This window comes from Eubacterium sp. AF15-50, from assembly GCF_934835595.1.
Classification (GTDB): domain Bacteria; phylum Bacillota; class Clostridia; order Lachnospirales; family Lachnospiraceae; genus Eubacterium_G; species Eubacterium_G segne.
In genome coordinates, this window is the sequence record NZ_CAKVZL010000030.1 from 1 (window position 1) to 21982 (window position 21982).

22 protein-coding genes are annotated in these 21982 nt (G+C 36.5%); all 22 read left to right on the forward strand.

Annotated elements, in window-relative coordinates; all coding sequences use genetic code 11:
• The first annotated feature begins 324 nt into the window (after window positions 1-324).
• The 22 genes from Q5O73_RS05200 (at window position 325) to Q5O73_RS05305 (ending at window position 21859) form a co-directional block, all read left to right on the forward strand.
• Window positions 325-1254 carry a hypothetical protein gene (locus tag Q5O73_RS05200; protein WP_021952838.1) on the forward strand — a complete coding sequence of 310 codons (930 nt, stop codon included), beginning with the start codon at window positions 325-327 and terminating at the stop codon, window positions 1252-1254.
• A gap of 14 nt (window positions 1255-1268) precedes the next feature.
• A complete protein-coding gene (gene malQ / locus Q5O73_RS05205; protein ID WP_302669184.1) occupies window positions 1269-2762 on the forward strand; it encodes a 4-alpha-glucanotransferase in 1494 nt (497 codons plus the stop codon).
• 33 nt (window positions 2763-2795) lie between these two features.
• Entirely contained in the window at window positions 2796-4052 is a 1257-nt protein-coding gene (locus Q5O73_RS05210) for a diaminopimelate decarboxylase (RefSeq protein ID WP_302669185.1), read from the forward strand.
• A gap of 22 nt (window positions 4053-4074) precedes the next feature.
• On the forward strand, window positions 4075-5463 hold the full coding sequence (locus Q5O73_RS05215; RefSeq protein WP_302629378.1) for a hypothetical protein: 1389 nt from the start codon (window positions 4075-4077) through the stop codon (window positions 5461-5463).
• Window positions 5464-5489: 26 nt separating this feature from the next.
• On the forward strand, window positions 5490-5819 hold the full coding sequence (locus Q5O73_RS05220) for a hypothetical protein (protein WP_302669186.1): 330 nt from the start codon (window positions 5490-5492) through the stop codon (window positions 5817-5819).
• A gap of 3 nt (window positions 5820-5822) precedes the next feature.
• Window positions 5823-6773: a hypothetical protein gene (locus tag Q5O73_RS05225; protein ID WP_302629377.1), complete on the forward strand. Its 951-nt coding sequence runs from the start codon at window positions 5823-5825 to the stop codon at window positions 6771-6773.
• Between the two features lie 12 nt (window positions 6774-6785).
• Window positions 6786-7145, forward strand: a complete 360-nt coding sequence (locus Q5O73_RS05230) for a GerW family sporulation protein (protein ID WP_021952844.1) — start codon at window positions 6786-6788, stop codon at window positions 7143-7145.
• A 256-nt stretch (window positions 7146-7401) separates the two neighbouring features.
• Window positions 7402-8271 carry a methylenetetrahydrofolate reductase [NAD(P)H] gene (gene metF / locus Q5O73_RS05235; protein WP_302669187.1) on the forward strand — a complete coding sequence of 290 codons (870 nt, stop codon included), beginning with the start codon at window positions 7402-7404 and terminating at the stop codon, window positions 8269-8271.
• A 20-nt stretch (window positions 8272-8291) separates the two neighbouring features.
• A complete protein-coding gene (locus tag Q5O73_RS05240) occupies window positions 8292-8972 on the forward strand; it encodes a methionine synthase (RefSeq protein ID WP_302669188.1) in 681 nt (226 codons plus the stop codon).
• On the forward strand, window positions 8962-11385 hold the full coding sequence (locus tag Q5O73_RS05245) for a homocysteine S-methyltransferase family protein (protein ID WP_302669189.1): 2424 nt from the start codon (window positions 8962-8964) through the stop codon (window positions 11383-11385). Before Q5O73_RS05240 ends, Q5O73_RS05245 begins: the two co-directional genes overlap by 11 nt.
• A 141-nt stretch (window positions 11386-11526) precedes the next feature.
• Window positions 11527-14871 carry a hypothetical protein gene (locus Q5O73_RS05250; protein WP_302669190.1) on the forward strand — a complete coding sequence of 1115 codons (3345 nt, stop codon included), beginning with the start codon at window positions 11527-11529 and terminating at the stop codon, window positions 14869-14871.
• A gap of 510 nt (window positions 14872-15381) precedes the next feature.
• On the forward strand, window positions 15382-15567 hold the full coding sequence (rpmB, locus tag Q5O73_RS05255) for a 50S ribosomal protein L28 (protein ID WP_021952849.1): 186 nt from the start codon (window positions 15382-15384) through the stop codon (window positions 15565-15567).
• A 241-nt stretch (window positions 15568-15808) separates the two neighbouring features.
• Complete coding sequence (locus Q5O73_RS05260) at window positions 15809-16168, forward strand: Asp23/Gls24 family envelope stress response protein (RefSeq protein ID WP_021952850.1); 360 nt, start codon at window positions 15809-15811, stop codon at window positions 16166-16168.
• A 29-nt stretch (window positions 16169-16197) separates the two neighbouring features.
• Window positions 16198-17874: a DAK2 domain-containing protein gene (locus Q5O73_RS05265; RefSeq protein WP_368074819.1), complete on the forward strand. Its 1677-nt coding sequence runs from the start codon at window positions 16198-16200 to the stop codon at window positions 17872-17874.
• 26 nt (window positions 17875-17900) lie between these two features.
• Window positions 17901-18395, forward strand: coding sequence for a DUF6106 family protein (locus Q5O73_RS05270; protein WP_021952852.1), 495 nt, complete (start codon window positions 17901-17903; stop codon window positions 18393-18395).
• A 152-nt stretch (window positions 18396-18547) separates the two neighbouring features.
• Complete coding sequence (locus Q5O73_RS05275; RefSeq protein WP_005359744.1) at window positions 18548-18730, forward strand: helix-turn-helix domain-containing protein; 183 nt, start codon at window positions 18548-18550, stop codon at window positions 18728-18730.
• Window positions 18731-18794: 64 nt separating this feature from the next.
• The gene (locus tag Q5O73_RS05280; protein ID WP_302669191.1) at window positions 18795-19004 is read left to right on the forward strand and encodes a hypothetical protein; all 210 of its coding nucleotides are present in this window, start codon (window positions 18795-18797) and stop codon (window positions 19002-19004) included.
• Between the two features lie 178 nt (window positions 19005-19182).
• Window positions 19183-20163 (forward strand): SUMF1/EgtB/PvdO family nonheme iron enzyme, encoded by a 981-nt coding sequence (locus Q5O73_RS05285; protein WP_302669192.1) that lies wholly within the window; start codon window positions 19183-19185, stop codon window positions 20161-20163.
• A gap of 46 nt (window positions 20164-20209) precedes the next feature.
• Window positions 20210-20446: a hypothetical protein gene (locus tag Q5O73_RS05290; protein ID WP_302669193.1), complete on the forward strand. Its 237-nt coding sequence runs from the start codon at window positions 20210-20212 to the stop codon at window positions 20444-20446.
• Window position 20447: 1 nt separating this feature from the next.
• Complete coding sequence (locus Q5O73_RS05295; protein ID WP_302669194.1) at window positions 20448-20783, forward strand: hypothetical protein; 336 nt, start codon at window positions 20448-20450, stop codon at window positions 20781-20783.
• A 4-nt stretch (window positions 20784-20787) separates the two neighbouring features.
• Entirely contained in the window at window positions 20788-21270 is a 483-nt protein-coding gene (locus Q5O73_RS05300) for a hypothetical protein (RefSeq protein ID WP_302669195.1), read from the forward strand.
• A complete protein-coding gene (locus Q5O73_RS05305; RefSeq protein ID WP_302669196.1) occupies window positions 21245-21859 on the forward strand; it encodes a hypothetical protein in 615 nt (204 codons plus the stop codon). Before Q5O73_RS05300 ends, Q5O73_RS05305 begins: the two co-directional genes overlap by 26 nt.
• Window positions 21860-21982 lie beyond the last annotated feature (123 nt).

Sequence of the window (21982 nt, forward strand, 5' to 3'; positions counted from 1 at the left end):
GTAGTAGAGCCAATATCAATACCCAGAGTGTAATAATTATTATCCATTTAATCCTCCAATTAATTCATATAAAAATGCCTAAATAAGACATAAATAGTCTAAAATGTTGAAAATAATTCTCAAAACGACTTCCTATTATAATATAAATACATGAAAAAAACAACTAAACGATATTATGTGGGTGAGTATAAATAATGAATTTTTGGTGAAATGTATAAAATATATTAATACAAAGTATAAAGTAGTTTGACAAACACAGGTGTAGAATTTATACTGTAATTTGGATTATAGAAAAGATTAACATGTTAGACAGGAGCATTTTATATGGCATCAAATTTTGAGAGAAAATATGGAAAATATGCAATAAAAAATTTGTCAGTATATTTGATTGTGGCCTATATCATCGGGTATATGTTACAGATAATAAGCCCGGAAATATCGGAATTTCTGGCATTTAATCCCTACTGGGTATTCAGGGGACAGGTGTGGAGAATATTCACATGGATTTTAATGCCACCGGAACAGCTTTCCATATTTACAATTATCATGCTTTTACTGTACTACCAGTTAGGTCAGGGGTTAGAAAGAGCATGGGGAACTTACAGATACAATGTATTTATTTTTTCGGGATTTATATTTACCATATTAGGTGCTTTGGTATTATATGGAATTTTAATGGGAGTGGTATATTTTGGCATACTTCCAACATCTGCGTTTAGTGAAATGACAGCTTATGGAATATCAGATTATACCTACTATTTTGGAGCAGTGTTTGGAAGCTACGTAAGCACTTTTTATGTTAATATGTCAATTTTTCTGGCATTTGCGGCAACATATCCGGAGGAGCAGCTGCTATTGTATTTTATTATCCCAATAAAGATTAAATGGATGGGATATTTATATGGAGCCTTTCTTTTAGTTGATATTTTTGATGCATTTAAGAATAATACAACAGTTGTGGCAATAGTTATTACGGTACTAATTGTTGTATCACTTCTTAACTTCTTGATTTACTGGTTAAGAACACGAAATAAAAGCAGGTTTAATCCTAAACAGGTAAAAAGAAGACATGAATACAGGCAGTCGGTACGTCAGGCAAGACCTGTAAAGCACGAAAATGGAGCACTTCATAAGTGCTATATATGTGGAAGAACAGAGTTAGATGACCCTAATCTTACTTTTAGATATTGTTCAAAGTGCAGTGGAAATAAGGAATATTGTCAGGATCATCTTTTTACTCACGAACATAAATAAAGGGAAGGAATAAAATGCAGGAAAATTTTAGTAGAAGCGCCGGAATTTTAATGCCGGTTAGCAGTTTACCGTCACCGTACGGTATAGGAACCTTTGGAAAAAGTGCATACGAATTTGTGGATAATCTTGTAATGGCAAGACAGAAATACTGGCAGGTATTGCCTCTTGGTCCTACAAGCTATGGGGACAGTCCTTATGCATCGTTTTCGGCATTTGCCGGAAATCCTTATTTTATCGACCTTGATATGCTTATTGAAGAGGAACTTTTAACAAGAGAATACGTTGAAAGTTTCAGATGGAATATGGAAGAACAGTATGTAGATTATGGAATGATGTATAATTCAAGATTTACTGTTTTAAAAGAGGCATATCATAACAGCAAGCATTTGGGAACAGAGGAATATCAGGACTTCTTAGAAGAAAATGAGTTCTGGCTTGATGGATATTGTCTATATTGTGCATGTAAAAAGAAATTCAATTACATGGCATGGCAAAGCTGGGATGATGATATTAAATTCAGAAAAGAAAAGGCTATACAGCTATATAAAGAGGAATTAGCTGAAGAAATAGATTACTACAGATTTATTCAGTTTATGTTTTATAAGCAGTGGAATAAGTTAAAAGAATATGCCAACGAAAAGGAAATTGAAATTATTGGAGATATCCCTATTTATGTGGCAATGGATTCTGCTGATGTGTGGCAGAATCCGGAAGTATTCCAGTTAGACGAAGATTTAGAACCAAAGAAAGTGGCAGGGGTTCCACCTGATGCTTTTTCTGAGACAGGTCAAAGATGGGGAAATCCTCTTTATGACTGGGATAAAATCAAAAAAGATGACTTTAGCTGGTGGCGAAAGAGAATGGAACATTCAGCAAATCTTTATGATGTTATCCGTATTGACCATTTTATAGGAACGGTTAAGTATTATGCCATTCCTGCTGAGGATAATGACGCAAGAAACGGTAAGTGGTGTAAGGGACCGGGAATGGATTTAATTAAGGCAATCGATGAATCCATTAACGGTAAAAGCATAATTGCAGAAGACTTAGGTGTTAAAATGCCTGAGGTTGTGGAAGTGCTGGAAAAGTCAGGGTATCCGGGAATGAAAGTACTGGAATTTGCCTTTGACGGAGATAGAAAAAATGACCATCTTCCTTATAACTGGATTCCAAATGTTGTGGCATATGGAGGAACCCATGACAATGATACTTTGGTTGGGTATTTTTCAGGAATGCAGCACTGGGAATTAGGCTACATAAGGGAATATATGGAATGCAGAAACGGAAGTATAGAAGATTTAGTTGACAAAGTTTTTAAAACAGCATATGAAAGTGTCGCAAATCTTGTTATATTCCAGATGCAGGATGTACTTAAGGTAGGTCATATTGGCAGAATGAATCTGCCGTCATCTATGGGGACAAATTGGAGATGGAGAATGTTAAATGGACAATTTAGCCATGATAAAATCGAAAGATTAAGATACTTATGCGATATTTATGGCAGATAAATAAACACAAAAAAGATACCAGGAGGACTGAAAATGACTAAAAAACCATTTATTACACTTGAACAGGTACAGGAAATTGTAAAGAAATATCCTACACCATTTCATATTTATGACGAAAAAGGATTTGTCGACAATGCAAAGAAAGTATATGAGGCTTTTTCATGGAATGAGGGCTTTAGAGAGTATTTTGCAGTAAAGGCAACCCCTAATCCTTTTATCATAAAGAAGTTAGCAGAAGTTGGCTGTGGGGTTGACTGCTCATCATATACAGAATTAATGATAGCAGACAAGTTAGGACTTAGAAATGATGAAATAATGTTTTCATCTAATGAAACACCGGAAGGGGAATTTGCTTACTGCAACAGCCTTGGGGGAATTATTAATTTAGATGATATAACAATGATAGATTTTATGGAAAAGGAATGTGGTATTCCGGAAACTGTAAGCTGCAGATTCAATCCGGGTGGAGTTTTTGAAGTATGCAACGGCATTATGGATAATCCGGGAGAGTCAAAATATGGAATGACCTTAGACCAGATTACAGAGGCATTTAAGATTTTAAAGGCAAAGGGTGTAAAGAATTTTGGTATTCATGCATTTTTAGCCAGCAATACAGTAACAAATGAATATTATCCAATGCTTGCCAAAACAATATTTGAGTTGGCAGTTACTCTTAAAAAAGAAACAGGAGCAAATATTAAGTTTATTAACCTTTCAGGTGGCGTTGGTATACCATATAAGCCGGATCAGAAGCCAAATGATATTATGGCTATTGGAGAAGGTGTCAGAAAAGTATATGAAGAAATCCTTACACCGGAAGGCATGGATTATGTGGCAATATACACTGAAATGGGACGTTTTATGATGGGACCATATGGTGCTTTGGTAACAAAGGCAATTCACGAAAAGCATATCTACAAGGAATATATTGGGGTAGATGCATGTGCTGCAAACCTTATGAGACCGGCAATGTATGGGGCATATCACCATGTAACGGTTTTAGGAAAAGAAGATGCACCATGCGACCATGTATATGATGTTGTAGGTTCGCTTTGTGAAAATAACGATAAATTTGCAGTGGACAGAAAACTTCCAAAAATTGATATGGGAGATTATATATACATCCACGACACAGGGGCTCACGGATTTGCTATGGGATATAATTACAACGGCAGATTACGTTCAGCTGAATTGCTGTTAAAGGAAGACGGCAGTGTTGAAATGATCAGAAGAGCAGAAACACCTAAAGATTACTTTGCAACCTTTGATTTCTGCGATATTATGAAATAAAAATAGTAAAGAGCAGGCTTTTATGAAGAAGATAGTTGGAGATTTATTAAAAAACAGAAACGTAGAAAGCGGTCTTAAGGAATATTATGGTAAATTTATGGAAATAAATAATAAATATGCCTTTATAAGACTTGCCATGAATTATTATACTTATTACGTTGTGAAACAGGAAAGCGACGGAATAATGGATGCAGATTATGATTCTTATTTAAAAAAAGTAAACTGTATCATAGAAAAATGCGCCAAAGATAACAACGAAAACGTGACGGAAGATATTGATACGTTAAATGAAATCAGAGATGAAATCATTGGAAAAGTAAAAGATGTTACCTGTTATGTGGATATGTATAATATATACGAGCACGCTATTAACCGTGTTGAATACAGGTTTAGGGATGATGAGCTTCCTGAGGGCTATTCTGATGAAAATTATACAAGAAAACTTATGCAGTATATACTTGAAGATGAAGATAACATGATGGTCAACAGCAAAATAAAAGATGTTGTAGGTCAGCTTCCTTTAAAACTAACTAAAAGTAAGTTTTATGATATGCTTTCAAACGGTTTGTCTATATACAATGGAAGTACAAAAGATAGCGTGGATGATTTTCTGTATATGATAAAAAGTTCCTCCATGCTTGAAAAAACAGCATCCATGGAGGAAAGTTATCCATATTTGGCAGAAGCCTTTAAACAGTTAAAGGACATACACTTTAAGGAAATTACAAATGAGCAGTACGAAGAGGCAAAGGATGTTCTTTCAGAAATTGCCGCATATATTGATGAACAGATGGATGGGGCAATGATGATACAGGAAATCCTTAACGATTTGCTTTTAGTGCTGTATACCAATGAGTTTTGCGTAAATGACAATATAGTAAAAGGCTGCGTGGAAATAATAAAGGATACCAACCTTTTATTTATGAACAAATTCAGTCCGAAAACATTAGAAGAAATAGAGGATATGTTTGTTATGTTAGAAGGGGAGCAGGAAAAGATTTATCCGTTGCTTGCTTCTTATGATATAACAGACCAGATAAAGGAGAGTTTTTCGGAAACCATTTCTCAGCTACAGCTTGACGAGGTTTATGAGGTTGTGTATAGACTTCCAAAATTAAATTCTGACAGTATGTTTGTGGAGATGGAGAAAGAACCGGATAATTCTGTTGCTGATGAAGATTACATTGAAACTAAGAAAAAGGAGTTATGTGATGAGTACGCTAAGTTATTTAAGGATAACGAAAAGGCAGTAAATAGAGCGGTTTTGTCCGCTGCAATATCTGAACTTCCAATATTCTTTAATAATATAAGTGAACTTCAGGATTTTATTTACAATACACTGGTAACATGTAACGATAAGGCTGAAAAGCTGGCGTGTATAGAAATTTTAAATGGTATAATGCAGGCTTAGCTTTAAGGTTGTAGCAGGAGTGGTATATGAGATGGTACGAAGATTTATATGTAGGGTATAACCTTTTGGATAAAAAAAGACAGGTTATAAGAAAAATAAAAAATGGAAAACCTCAATTAAATAAGTACGTTATCACTTTGCCACAAAATGACTACGATACATTGGAAATATACCCGTCAAATATTTTAAATCAGAAGTGGTATCGGGATTCAGACATGGTAGTTGTGGGAATAACTGAAGGTATGGAAGAGGCAATGGATATGATACAGCTGATTATAATGGATTGCCTTAATTATACGGGAGAAGTTAAAGATAAGAAATATATAATGAGCAAAATGGAAGCAGGGGAAGCATAGCCTATGGTACATATTTTGTTTTTGATTTTAAAAATAATAGGTATAGTATTGTTGGTTCTACTTACTCTTGCCTTTCTTATATTGCTATTTCCCATTAGTTACAGGGCAAAGGCTGATTTAAATGAAAAGTCATATAATGCTAAAGTTAAGGCGTTCTGGCTGTTTGGTATAGTACATTTTGGATTTGTAATAAATAATACCGGGAAAAAATATTGTTTAAGAATTTTAGGAATTCCTGTAAAAAGGTATTCTGAAAAAGAAAAGCATTCAAAAAAATCAGAAGATGATTTTAAGTATAATGTAAAGAAGGAAACTGCTGAGAACACCACAAGTAAGGATGAATTGCAAACTCCGGTAAAAACGGAAGGCAGGCAGGGGAATGCAGATAATAAAGACAAGTCCGATATTATTAATATAAATATACAGGAAGAAGATGTATCTGAAAAACAGAAAGATGCAACTTTAAAAAAGCCTAAGGACAAACCTAAGAAAAAAATTAAAATATCTGAAATAATTACGAAAATTAAAGATAAAATAAAAGATATATACAATAGAATAAAAGAAGGTTTTCAAAATTTAGATAATTTAAAGAAAAAGGTGGCAAGATACAAGAAAATTCTTACTGCAAACAGAACAAAAGAGGCATACAGGTTTGCAAAAAAATATGTTTTAAAGATATTAAAACATATACGACCTAAAAAAGTCAGAGGCAATTTAAGAATCGGATTTGAGTATCCCGATGAAACAGGAAAGGCCATTGGATACATTGCCGTGATATTTGGTATGTTTAACATTAATCCAAAGCATTTTAGAATAAACGCTGATTTTGAAAATAAGGTAATGGAAGGCAACATCAAGGCGAAAGGTACAGTTACGGTGGGCATTGCCGGATATTATATCTTAAGATTATATTGGAACAAGAAACTTAGAAGTGTAATAAGAAAATTAAGCTAAAGGAGGCAGCATATGGCAGATAATAAAAAAAGTACAGATGACTTATTAAAGGCAATGGAACAGTTTATTACTACAAAGTCTGTGGTAGGAGAACCTATAGTGGTAGGTGAAACCATTATTTTACCAATGGCAGATGTATCTTTTGGAATGGGAATCGGTACTTTTTCAAAGGGTGACAACGGGACAGGAGGTGTAGGAGGAAAAATTACCCCTAGTGCCGTTCTTATTATTAAAGATGGTTCATCAAAGCTTATTAGCGTAAAAGACAATGATGGAATTTCAAGAATTATTGATATGGTGCCTGATATTGTAAATAAGTTTACATCAAAAAATGATGACGATTATGATGAAGACGAGAATATAAACGATTAATAAATTATTACCGAAAGATAGGGCAAAATCCTGATTTGGTGGTAAAAAAACGCAATAAATGCATAAAATATATCATAAACAATAAGGATAGGAAAAAAGATGCATAAGTTATGTGGTTTTGCTTTATTCTGGTTAGCAGTGGGAATGACATTATCGTTATTGATAGAAAGTACATTTTTTGTGGTTTGCATAATAATTATATGCCTTATAGCAGGTTTTAATTTGTTTTGCTGCAAACCCTGATAAGGAGAAATAAGTGAATATAGCAGATTTATTTAAGAAAAAAACAGTATTTTCCTTTGAGGTTTTCCCACCAAAGAAGGAAAGTGGTGTAGAAACAATTTATAAGACACTTGAGGAATTGAAACAGTTAAATCCTGATTTTATTAGTGTAACTTATGGTGCCGGAGGAGTAGGTGTTGCAAATGCAACGACAGTAGACCTGTGTTCTAAAATAAAGAACGAATACGGTATTGAAACTATTGCTCATTTAACATGTCTTTACAACACAAAGGAAGACATTGACAGAATACTTGAAGAATTAAAGGAAAAGGGAATAGACAACATTCTTGCTTTAAGAGGAGATGTTAATCCTAATTTTGAATTAAAGCATGATTTCAGGTATGCATCAGAACTTACTGAGTATATTATGTCAAAAAATATGGGCTTTAATGTTTCAGGAGGATGCTATCCGGAGGTACATCAGGAAGCAGAAAGCATGATTGCTGACATAAAAAATCTTAAGAAAAAGATTGACGCAGGTGCAGACCATCTTATTTCTCAGTTATTCTTTGATAACAATGCTTTTTATGACTTTATTGAGAAAGTAAGAATAGCAGGGATTGATGTTCCTATTGAGGCAGGAATAATGCCTGTAACCAACAAGAAACAGATAGAAAGAATGGTTTCCATGTGTGGTGCAAGTATCCCGGCAAAGCTTTCAAAGGTGTTACAGCGTTTTGGTGATAATCCGGAAGCTATGAGAGATGCAGGTATTTCATATGCCATTGACCAGATAATTGATTTAGTAGCCAATGGTGTTGAGGGTATTCACATTTACACTATGAATGATCCTTATATTGCAGGAAAAATAACAAAAAGTGTTGAAAGTATCATAAAAAACTAATAGATAAACAGGTTGGCATTATGGTAAATAATAACAGAAACGTTATAATTGAAGACATTAATTTCGATGAAGCTCTTAGATATATGGGATATGGGAATCAGATTCCCGATGACACAACAAAAGAGCTTCTTTTGTTGTGTGCAAAACAATTAAAAGAGGCTATGGAGCCTAAGTTTACATATAAGGTGTTTGATTTGGTTGACGGTCAGATACCTAACAGTGAGTTTAAATTAGAGGGTAAGGCAATTGCTAATCATCTTGAAAACTGCGAAAAAGTGGTGTTTATGTGTGCAACCTTGTCGGGAAATGTTGATTTGCTAATTAGAAAAAAACAGATTACAGGTATGACGGAGGCAATCATAACAGATAGTCTGGCTTCTGCCGTTATTGAACAAGTATGTGATAAGGCGGAGGAGGTTATATTAAAGGATTTTAAGGAATATGAGCATACATGGAGATTTGGATTGGGATATGATGATTTTCCTCTAGAGGGTCAGAAAAAGTTTCTGGAAATTTTAGATGCCTCAAAGCGTGTGGGGGTTTGTGTAAACAGCAGTATGATGCTTACTCCTACTAAGTCCGTAACCTGCGTTATAGGTTTAGGACACAATCTTAAGGTTTCCAGTCAAAAGAGCTGTGATACATGTAATTTTAGAGAAAAATGTCAATTTAGAAAGGAAGGAAAAAGCTGTGGCAGGTAATAGTATTTTTGAGAGAGATTATGTACTTTTAGATGGAGCAATGGGAACAATGCTTCAAAAGAAAGGTATGGAAGTGGGAACAGTTCCTGAAACCCTGAATATATTAAAGCCGGAGTGGATTGTGGATATTCATAAAAGCTATATTGAAGCAGGTGCTGATATAGTATATGCCAACACATTTGGTGCTAACAGATACAAAATGGAAAATACCGGTTATTCCGTAAAGGAATTAATTAGTGCTGCAATTAAAAATGCAAAGGAAGCAGCAAAAGGTACAGATACATTAGTTGCCCTTGATTTAGGTCCTATAGGTCAACTTCTTGAACCTACAGGAAGCCTTACTTTTGAAGAGGCATATGATATTTTTAAGGAAGAAGTGGTAGCTGCTGAGGGAGCAGATGTTATTGTAATAGAAACAATGACTGATTTGCTAGAAACAAAGGCTGCCGTTCTTGCCGCAAAGGAAAATTCTAACCTTCCTGTAATGACTACAATGACATTTGAAGAAAATAAGCGTACATTTACGGGATGTTCCGTATCTGCCATGTGTCTCACATTGCAGGGACTTGGGGTAGATGCATTAGGTGTCAACTGTTCATTAGGACCAAAAGACTTGCTTCCTATAGTTGAGGAAATATCCAAGTGGACATACCTTCCTATTGTGGTAAAGGCTAATGCAGGATTGCCTGACCCGGTCACTAATACATACAATGTATCGGCAGATGAATTTGCAACTATCTGTAAGGAAATGCTTAAGTTTGGTGCAAAGGTTATGGGTGGATGCTGTGGTACAACTCCGGAATATGTTGCAAGATTAAAGGAAATGCTTGAAGAAGCAAAGAAAAACGGCGATTTCAAGAAAAATAATTACAGTGGAGAAATGGCTGTATGTTCACCTCTTAAAACCGTTGTAGTAAATCAGCCTAGAATTGTTGGGGAAAGAATTAATCCAACAGGAAAGAAACGCTTTAAGCAGGCGCTTATTGAAAATGACATGGATTATATTTTAGGACAGGCTATAGAACAGATAGAAGGTGGAGCAGATATATTAGATGTAAATGTTGGTCTGCCTCAAATTGACGAAAGAGAAATGATGATTAAAACCATTAAAGCTCTTCAGTCAATTGTAGACGTGCCATTGCAGATAGACTCCACCAAGCCGGAAGTTTTAGAGGCGGCTCTTCGTGTGTACAACGGGAAGCCTATAGTCAATTCCGTTAATGGAGAGGATGCAGTTCTTGATAAAATACTTCCTGTAGTTGCCAAATACGGTGCTGCTGTTATTGGTCTTACATTAGACGAAAACGGCATACCGGATAGTGCAGAAGGAAGAGTAAAAATTGCCGAAAAAATTATGAACAGGGCAATGGAATACGGAATCAGAAAAGAAAATATTATAATTGACTGCCTTACTCTTACGGTTTCTGCTGAACAGAAGGCTGCTCAGGAAACTCTTAAGGCACTTAATATTGTAAAAAATAAATTGGGACTTAAAACAGTTCTTGGAGTATCAAATATTTCCTTTGGACTTCCTAACAGGGAAATTGTAAATAAAACATTTCTTACAATGGCACTTCACAGTGGTTTGGATTTACCTATTATTAATCCTAATGTTTCATCTATGGTGTGGGCTGTTAAAACATATAAGGTATTAGCGGCAATAGATGAAAATGCAATGGATTTTATAGAGTATTCTAACAATAATCCCATAGAGGTAGCTGTTAAAAAAGATTCTACAGAAACAAAAACGGTAAAAAGTGCAGGAGCAGTATCTCTTGGAAGCAAAGAGGCAGATATGCTTCTTCATGCAATGGAAACAGGAATGAAAAATGACGGAAGAAGTATAACTAAGGACTTGTTAAACAACACAGATGCCATGGTGATAATTAACGAAATGCTTATTCCGGCACTGGATGTGGTGGGAGATAAATTTGAAAAAGGCACAATGTTCCTTCCACAGCTTATTTTGGCGGCAGATGTGGCTAAGGAATGCTTCGAGGAAATCAAGTATTATCTGGCAAATAACGGTGAGGTATCTGAAAGTAAGGGTAAAATAATAGTAGCTACAGTAAAAGGTGACATACATGATATTGGGAAAAATATTGTTAAGGTTATACTGGAAAATTATGGCTTTGATGTTATTGATTTAGGCCGTGATGTAGACCCTATGGCTATAGTTAATTCAGCTATAGAAAATGATGTTCATCTGGTAGGTTTGTCAGCTCTTATGACAACAACCCTTGGCTCAATGGAAGAAACCATTAAGCTTTTACGTGAAAATAATGTAGAATGCAAGGTTATGGTAGGCGGTGCTGTTTTAACAGCAGACTATGCCATGCAGATAGGGGCAGATTACTATGCAAAGGATGCAAAAATGAGTGCCGATATTGCTAAGAAAGTTTTGTGTGATTAAAGTTTAGGAAAAAACGATTTTACAACAGTATAAACGTTAAGTTGTATTTGACATTATGCCAATAAAATAATACAATTTCAGTATATGGTCCGTTGAACGTTAAACGCAGAATTGATAAATAAATAGTGAAGGGAGAAACAAATGATGAAAGGGAAGATAAGAAAAATACTTAGCTTACTTATGGCTTTTACTATGGTTATGAATTTGAATTTGGTAACCGGTTATTCAGTAAAGGCTGCTGTCGATTATGATGTTGTTATAACTAAAGTTGGCATTTATCAGAAAGATGGCGCTACAAAGGTATATGCTGACTACAAAAATGTGGGAGCAGCAAGTGTTGGAAGTGACTTTAATATGTCATTTTATGTTAATAGGGAAAGCATAGGAACTGAAAAGATTGCGGCAGGTTTAGGCGCAGGAAAAACAGCAAGGGTTGAATACACAGTAAGTGGTTCATATAGTGGCAAATGTTTAGTTACGGCCATTGCTTATATAAACGATGGAAATACATCCAATAATAACCGTACATCTCAAAGAGACGTAAATAGTGCAGAACCTGTTACAGAGCCGGAAACAGCGGAACCGGAGACAACAACAGTAGCACCGACTACACCGGAAACTACAACTGAAGCTCCGACTACGAAACCAATATCTGATCATGTTAAAATTACGGGAATAACATATTCTCCTGAAAATCCAAAGGTAGGAGATACTGTAAAGATTACAGTAACAGCTAAAAATGAAGGTGACCAGATGGTTATGAATAAGCATGTTGCTGTGAAGATTGGCAATCAGACACTAAAGGGAACTATCACAATCCCTGCAGGAGAGACAGGCTCAGTGACAGTGAATGAATGGAAGCCTACAGAGGCAGGTGTTTTTACAGCAGATGCGTCTATTAAAATAGACGATAATAGTTCGGTTACAGGCCAGGTTAGCATTACGATAGCTGCAGCATCTACTGAAAACATGGAAGCTAAGGTAGTGGCTTTAGGCGGATTCCCAAGTGAAATATATGAGGGAGATGTAATTACATTTGTAACCTTAGTTCAGAACACAGGTAATGTAGTAATACCGGCAGGAACAAAGTACACAGTTAATATGGCTATAGATGGTTCATCATTCCAGACAATTACTTTGTCTCAGGATATTCCTGTAGGTGGATACGTTAAGATAGAAAGTAATTGGACAGCCACATTTGGTAAGCATTCTGTAAAATCAAGCATGGATGGTAGCGATAAAACCAAGAGTATATATGTTAAAAGAAAATACAATACTAGTTATACGTCCGTGACAGGTGGTGTAGATTTACTTATTACAGATATAGGATATTATAATAAAACCACAGGTGTTACAAATGGAACAATTAATGAGGGAGATTTAATCCAATTTATTGCAATAGGGGCTAATGCCGGTGATAGTGCATCTCCGTCAAATGTAAAATGTGGTGTTTCATTTAGCGTAAATGGAAGTACATATGCTAATGGTGGAACAACATGGGATGATAGTTGTTCTGCTTCAATCGGAGCTGGTGAAACTCACGAATTTAAGACTTGTGGTGGTACAAGTTATAATGAATCAGGAACTTTTATTGGAACAAGTGGAGACTTTAAAGGATACTTGTGGAAGGCTGCGAAAGGTGACAACACAATAGTTGGAACTATAGATGATGATAACAATAAAATTGCAGAAGTTAATGAAAATAATAATACTAAAACAATTAAAATTACAGTTCCATATGTTTTAGAAGAAGGCACAACAGACGCTGCTGATAATGTAAGTGTTGAAGCAGCAGATGTTAAACCGGGAGTTGTTACAGGGCTTACATGTACTAAGAGCAATGAGACAAAGGTAAGCTTATCATGGAATGCAGCTGACAATGCAACATCATATAATGTTTATAAAGGTAGTGAGTTAATAGGAACGACAACAGATTGCTCATATACATATACCGGAACATTCAATGTTGGAGATACTGCAAGTTACACAGTAAGGGCCGTAAGAGGAAGTGCTGTAGGTGACGGTGCAACCATTCAGGTAACAACTGAGGCTACAACATCAGAGGTTCAGGCATATGGAGTACCACAGACATTTGATGCATCAGGTGATGTTTCAATGACCGTTAATGATGAAAGTGTTGGGGTATTTAAAACAAGAGTTTATGAAGAAGATAAGAGAATAGGAACATACGCAACTAATAATCCGGTGACATTTGGTAATGTGGCAATATTTGATTATAAAGGAGATGCCAGCGTACGAATAAAGGTTAATCGCACAGATATAAATTCTGTAACAATAAGACCAACAAGAAAGGGATTATCAGCCGCACAGGAAACTAAGGATGGAGCGACATATATAACCATCAATATGAAGGAAGGGCAGCAGGGACAGTATAGCATTGAATTTAACGGTAGTTATAAAGGTACAAACAGCATAATGCTTTTTGCACAGGATATTCTTAATAAACCGGATAATGTTTGGAAAACTATTAGCTCATATGAGAAAACAGATGACCTTGTTGTACCGGAAGGTAAAATTCTTTGGATTGAAGGTGGAGCTGTCTTAAACGGATATGTTCATTGTATGAATAATTCTAAGATAATAGGAAGAGGAATAATTACCCAAAATAACTGGGGCCCTTGGGGAGGCAATAACAGAAGAAATCCGGTAAGTGTAGGTTATGAACCGGTTTATTATGATGGAAATACACCAAAGAATAACGGAAAAGGTGGAACAGAATTAGGAAGTAGCAATGTTCAGGTTATTGGTATTTCAATTCTTGACCCTACAGGATGGGCTGTAAATATAAGAAACAGCAATAATGTATTATTTAAAGACGTAAATGTGGTATCAGCAAGATCTAATGGTGATGGAATTACTATACAGTCATCGTATAACGTATTTTTAGATGGATGTTTTGTAAGGTCTTCTGACGACTCTATAGTTGTAAAGAACTATGATAATATTAATGCTCATGACATTAGAGTTGAAGATTGTACTGTATGGAATGACATAGCACAGTGTTTGGAAATCGGATATGAAACGGATATGGGTGGTGCCGGCAGTAGTAGGTGCGAAGCTGGATATAAAAATAAAGATGCAAAGATTTATAATGTCTTGTTTAAAAACATTGATGTTGTTCATAGATTCCATAAGGGAGTTGCAACTATTCATAATGGTGATAATATACCTATTTACCATATAGCGTATGATGGAGTATATGTTGATCATAAGACAAAGGGAACTGATAATGGTGGAGATGGAAATGATATTGATATTGAAGCATATGCAGTAAACAGAAGTGATTTAAGTTGGACACATAACTGGCATGATGTATCGGGAAATACTATTAGTGATGTGTGGTACACCAATGTTAATGTTGAAGGAGGTAATGCAACTGTTGGTAATGTACAGATTACTGATGCTCATTGGGGTGAAACTATATCTGATGATTTCTTAAGTTGGAAAACACTGAATTTTAATTAACATATTTATTATAAGGATTACTTTAGAGTAATTGAAGTTTTAGAGGGGCTGGCATTGTCGGACCCTCTATAGCTTTATTAGCCATTATATTTTTTGTATTTTCTTTATCAAACTAGATGATAGTATAAAAATCTTCATGAAGAACATTCAAACTATACTCTTAAAGTACCTCTTCACATATTTTTTCAAACTATGCTATCAAAAGAGTTGTCTTTTCAAAAATTATAGTTATCTTAAAAGCGTAACAATACAATATGCATCATATGATAGTTACGCAAGAATACAAAAATGTATATAGTTTAAAACAGCCTAACAACAAAATATATGTAATACAATAAATGTAAGATGTAAATAAAAAACTGTGATGTGAGGATTGCAAGTGGATTCTAATTCTCGTTGCAAAACTTTTTTTAGAAAATACTTGCAATTTGTATCTGGTTTTGATAAAATGTCCTTTGTGTCAGGTCAATGAAGTAGTTTGACCTAATTTTTACAAAGGGAGGTGCGATTATGGCTAAATGTAGTATTTGCGGTAAAGGTGCTCATTTTGGTAACGCTGTGAGCCATTCACACAGACGTTCAAATAAAATGTGGAAATCAAACGTAAAGTCTGTTAAAGTTAAGACTGAAGGCGGAGCAAAGAAAATGTATGTTTGCACATCTTGTTTAAAATCAGGAAAAGTAGAAAGAGCGTAGTATAGATTTTAAACTATGCATAAATAGAAGAAGGAGCGGATAAGAGATTGAATCTTTATGTCTGCTCTTTCTTTGTATAGGAATGCATTACAAAAGATTGTGTTGCTGTAGCTTTCTATAAAAATGGCTTTCATTTTCATGTTAAAGATAGTATAATAATTTAAGTTACGGAAACAACAATATTGAATTGCAATATTGTATAGAATAAATTAAATGATACTACTATTTACGGAGGTAATATATGAAAGGAAAAATGAACACGGATTTAGGACAGATACTTATAAGCCCTGAAGTTATTGCAAAATATGCCGGTGAAACAGCATACGAGTGTTTTGGTATAGTAGGAATGGCTATGGTAAGCGTTAAGGATGGTCTTGTAAGACTATTAAAGAAAGACAGTTCCACTAAGGGAATTAACGTTGTTATTGATGAAAATAATGAAATTACAATAGATTTTCACATTATAGTTGCATATGGTGTTAATATTGCAACTATAGCTGATAATATTATATCCAGCGTGAAATATAAGATAGAAGAATTTACCGGAATGAAGGTAAAGAAAGTTAATATATATGTTGAAGGTGTAAGAACAATAGACTAATTACGTCTTACCCTCAGGAGGATAAAAATTTGGAAATTAAAGTTATTGATGCAAAGACTTTGCAGAAGATGTTTATAGCCGGTGCCAAGAACCTTGAAGCAAAAAAGGAATGGATTAATGAACTAAATGTTTTTCCGGTTCCAGACGGAGATACCGGAACTAATATGACTTTGACTATTATGTCAGCAGCAAAGGAAGTTGGTGGAATTACAGAGCCTACCATGGAAAATATGGCGAAGGCAATTTCTACAGGTTCACTTAGAGGTGCAAGAGGTAACTCAGGAGTTATATTGTCACAGCTTTTCAGAGGATTTACCAGAGAAATTAAGAAGTACGAAGAAATTAACACCGAGGTACTTTCAAGAGCATGCGTTAAGGCGGTTGAGACAGCTTACAAGGCAGTTATGAAGCCTAAGGAAGGAACTATTCTTACAGTAGCTAAAGGCATGGCTGATAAGGCATGTGAAATGCTGGGTGAAACTGATGACTTGACAGTTGTTATTGATGAAATTATAAAGCATGGTGATTATGTTTTAAGCCAGACACCTGAAATGTTACCGGTTTTGAAACAGGCAGGAGTAGTTGATTCAGGCGGACAGGGTCTTATGACAGTGTTAAAGGGGGCATATGATGCATTCCTTGGCAAAGAAGTTGATTATACTCTTGATGAGGTATCTGCGCCATCAGGCATTAATAAAGACGATATACCTATGGAAGAGGCAGATATCAAGTTTGGATATTGTACAGAGTTTATCATTAATTTAGATAAGCCTATGTCTGATGAAACGGAAAAGTCCTTCAAGGAATTTTTAGAGTCGATTGGTGATTCAATTGTTCTTGTGGCTGATGATGAGATTGTAAAGGTACATGTTCATACAAACCAGCCTGGTGAAGCCTTTACCAGAGCTTTGACATATGGTTCATTATCAAGAATGAAAATTGATAATATGCGTGAGGAGCATCACGAGAGACTTATTAAGAATGCTGAGAAGCTTGCTGAACAGCAGAAGGCAGAAGAAGAAAAGAAAAAGACAGATGAACCAAAGAAGAAATATGGCTTTATTGCAGTATCAGTAGGAGAAGGTTTAGATGAAATCTTTAAGGGATTAAATGTTGATTACATTATTTCCGGTGGACAGACTATGAACCCTAGCACGGAAGATATTTTAAATGCTGTAGAAAAGGTCAATGCAGAAACAATTTTTGTTTTACCAAATAACAAAAACATTATTCTTGCTGCAAATCAGGCTGAAAGCCTTGTGGAGGATAAGAATGTTATAGTTATTCCTTCAAAGACTATTCCTCAGGGAATTTCAGCAATGATAGGTTTTGTTGAGGATAATTCAGCAGAAGACAATAAAGAAGCTATGACTGACAGTATGTCTTATGTTAAAACAGGTGAAATCACATATGCCGTAAGAGACACGGTTATTGATGATAAAGAAATTAGAGAAGGAAATATCATGGGTATCGGCGATGAAGGAATCCTGTCAGTTGGTGATGATATTACAGCAACAACTGTTGATATGATTAAGAAAATGCAGGATGAAGATTCTGAAATCGTAAGTATTTATTATGGTGAAGGTGTCACGGAAGATGAAGCACAAACTTTGGCATCCAAGCTTTCCGAAGAATTACCTGATTTAGAAGTTGAAGTATATTCAGGTGGACAGCCGGTTTACTATTATATAGCATCAGTTGAATAAACAGCGGTGAGATTACGGAGGAAAATATGGACGAAGTATTTGTGGAACAGATTGTAAAGAAAAAAATAAGTATTTCTGGTATTTTAATGAGGGCGATTGCTATTATTTTTGTACTTGCAGGTATATTTAGTATGCTGATTATTGGTGCATTAGGACTTACCATCACAGCATTGCTTATTTATGTAACATACATTATTTGGGGATATACCAGCGTGGAATACGAGTATTCTTTTTTAAATGGCGAGTTATCCATTGACAAGATTATGGGTCAGAGAAAGAGAAAGACAATTGCATGCTATGATATTAAAAATGCTGAAATTGTAGCTCCTTCAATGTCTGATGAAGTTGTGAGCAAAATTAATAATACGATTACGAAAGATTATTCAACAAGATGCAGAAACGCTAATCTCTATTCTATGATTGTTAATGATTCAGATGGACGTAAGCAGGTTATATTTGAACCAAACGAAAAAGTATTAGATGCTATGTATCATGTTAAGCCGAGTATCGTAAAAAAATAAATTTTTTAGGAAAGCTTCATTGTAAAATGAAATGCGACAAGAGTTATTAAACTCTATCGCATTTCTTTTTTTATACCATAAAACGAGAAAATGCGTTGAGGTTTAACAACCTTGACGCATTTTTTAAGTTGTTCTGAAAGGAGGGTAAGGCAATGCGTAAAGGAGATAAGCGATTAAAGTACGAAGATAGAAAAGAAATTGAAAAAATGAAGAATGACGGCGTAAGGGTCGTGGTCATTGCCGAAAAAATCGGAGTACACCGAGCCACAATTTACAACGAGTTAAAACGTGGCGGGACACCTTACAGAGCGGAAGTAGCACAAAAAACAATATAGGGAGAATATGAAGAATCAAGAAATAGAAGAAAAAGCTAGAGAGTTGGCGGATATGGTCGGTTCTGTGGCGGTAGACGAAAACCTACCGTTGGAAGTTATAGAAATGACCGCAGATATTTTAAAAGAAGATTGCGAGCAGATAAGACAGGCAGCAGTTGATATAGCGGAGGAAGAAAGGGCAATACGCCTTGGATATAGCACGGACACAACGAAAGGAGGGGCAGCATGGCGAGCAGCAGAACAGAGAAGCACACAGCGGTATACCGAAACGTGAAGCGGTGCGAGTTTCATAATATCGGGGATTATATCGTAGTGACAAGCATTATAGGCGGTACAACCTTTTGTGCGTTTTTCGATTCAGGATTACACACAGAAGAAAGTATAAAAAGGCGTGGAAGTATTAAGTTACATTCCATTTATGCAAAACATTAAAAACAGGAGGACAAGGAACAATGAACGCAGTAGACCACAACAATGTAGTAATTTTTGATGATAGAGGGATTCCCTCTATTATGTGCAGATTCGTAAGACCAAAGGATACCGAAGAGGTCCCGGCAGTATTCAAAATCGGGGATAAGGTAGCGGATGCCATTTACATATCAAAGTACCCGAATATCGTAATTGACGGCAGAGCCTACAGTATGCCAATGGCAGACCCGACCGTAAATATCACATTTGACGAAGCGGTACAGGCTTGCAGATGCAAAGGGTTGGGTTGGCATCTTATGACCGCTGTAGAGTACGAATATCTGTTAAATCAGAGCAGAGAAAAAGGCACAATGCCACACGGTAACACCGATTGGGGCAAGGACTACTACCACAATGACGAACAGGGCAAGGTAAGTAATCTTGGAAGAACATACACAGGTACAGGACCGGTTACATGGAATCACGACCATACACCTTATGGAGTATCAGACCTTAACGGTAATGTATGGGAATGGTTGGCAGGATTAAGGATTAAGGACGGAGTAATAGAGTTTATCCCGGACAATAAAGCAGCATCCCCATATTGTGACCTGTCAAAGGATAGTGCCGAATGGCAGCAGGCGGAAACATCCAAGGGACCGGTAAGGGCAAATGTGGAATGTGGAGAAATCACAATTACGGATGCTGTGGCAGCAGATGATTACGAGCCGGATTATGACGGAGCACGAATTGAGGAATTAGAGGTTGAGTTATCAGAAATTCCACAGGTGCTTAAAGATTTGGGAATTATCCCGGATAAAAGAGCAGAGGAAGAGGGAAAGACCTATGTATACTTTGATGCCACCGAGGGCGAATATATGCCGCTCCGTGGGTCGGCGTTCAGCTATACTTCTAATTCGGGTCCGTCCGCTCTCTACTTGGATGGCCCTCGTTCCGGCTCGGGCGACGACGTTGGTTTCCGCTCCGCTTTTTATGAGGTAAACGGAAAACTGATTACTGAATAACTGTTAAGGGGTGCGGTAGCACCCCTGTACTTGAAAGGCGGTAACTGTGAAGCGAAGCGAATTAGAAAAGCACATAGGCGAGAGCGTGGAAGTAAAGCTATTTGACGGCGATACAATGCAGGGAGTTTTAAGGAAAACAGGCACGGAAGAGGTAAGAAATAACCCCAACCTGTACTTGAAAGGCGGGTATTACTTTTTATCTCACAAAGATACCTATGTATGTAAATCCTGTTTATTCCGAGTATCCCATATCAAGAGCCTAAAAGTGCTACAGGAGGGATAAAGTGAAACCAATAAAAAGAAAGTACAAGCCTACAATCGTATGCGATAAGTGCCATAAATCAATAGGAAAGATAAAACCGAGTTATAAAAAAGTCGGGGAAATCGAATACAGGTATTGGCGTTGCAGACATTGCAGCACCGTATATGTCATATCTGCCACGGATGCGGAGTTAAGAAAAAAGATACAGGAATATCAAGAGTTTGTAGACGGGTACAAAGACAAGGAAATGCCACAAGAGGAAATGCAAAAGGCACAGCTTATATTACAGACTAATGTAGAGCGTAGCCGTGAGATTAAAGAGCAGTACCCTCTTACGCTAAAACCTTGGGAAAGGTAAGGAAATGAAGTACAGAGGATTGACATACAACAGGGAAAAAGAATCTTACGAGTGGGTCTACGGTCTGCCGTCTTACGGATATGCAACGGATGAAGTTGCAGAGATTGGCACGGTCTACGGAGATTTTAGAGAGATATTCCCGGACACCTTGGGGGAACAGACACCCTACAGGGATAAAAACGGCAAAGAAATTTACACAGGCGATATTGTAGCCTTGGAAGTAGACGGACAGATAAGAGAATTTGTAGTAGACAAGGCAACAGTTGACAGGGAATATAATACGCTTCCGAACTTTGAGGGCGATACCGTAAAGGTTAGGCTTGCGGATGTGGTTATATTCCGTTGGATTGACCCCGAGGGAGTGATACATCAGCTTTTGCCGTGCGTGAATGAAGCGGGAGTATCCGACACGGCATTCATGGAGATTATCGGCACGGTTGCGGAAAGAGGGGTACAGGAAAGTGAGAGCAAAGGCAAAAAGCAGTAGCACACCGTACCCAATATGGGTAGAGGGCGAATATATAACAGAACCACCCATAAGACCGAGTGACGGGGCAGTACGCCCAGCAGGTCATTACATAGACAAAGGCGGTTATCCGGGTGCAAATGTGTATGAGGTAGATATAAATACCATGTGCAGACAGACGGATGTAGCCGACAGATTCGGGAAACCGATTTATGAGCAGGATATATTGCTTTATGAAACGGCGGAAGAAATAGGCTATTTCATAGTGCAGGACTTGGAAACAACGGTAGACATAGTAAACGGCGAGATTATAGAGGTCGGGGGTTTGGATACCGAGAACATAAAGAACATTGGAAGTATGGTAGATTATTCAGATTTTGTGGAGGGCATCAGATACCACGCAGATAACGGCTTGGAGATACCATATATTCCTTGTTTGGACGTACAGGTAACGGCATTACCGTACTTTAAACTTAAATGCTTAAAATGCGGTCAAATATCGCTTAGTTGTGCGTATATGGCAAAGCATAAAGGTTGTGGAGGATATTACACGGTAGATTTTGCAACTAAGATTTACAGGGAAAGGGAAAAAGAAAAGGAACTTGCATAGTGGCTTATGCAAGTTCCCTGTTACCGCCTTATAGCGATAATTACACCTATTCAAATTATACTATAAGGCTTGCACAAAGTCAATAAGAAAGCCTTGAAATCACACGCCAAAAGGCTATAAATG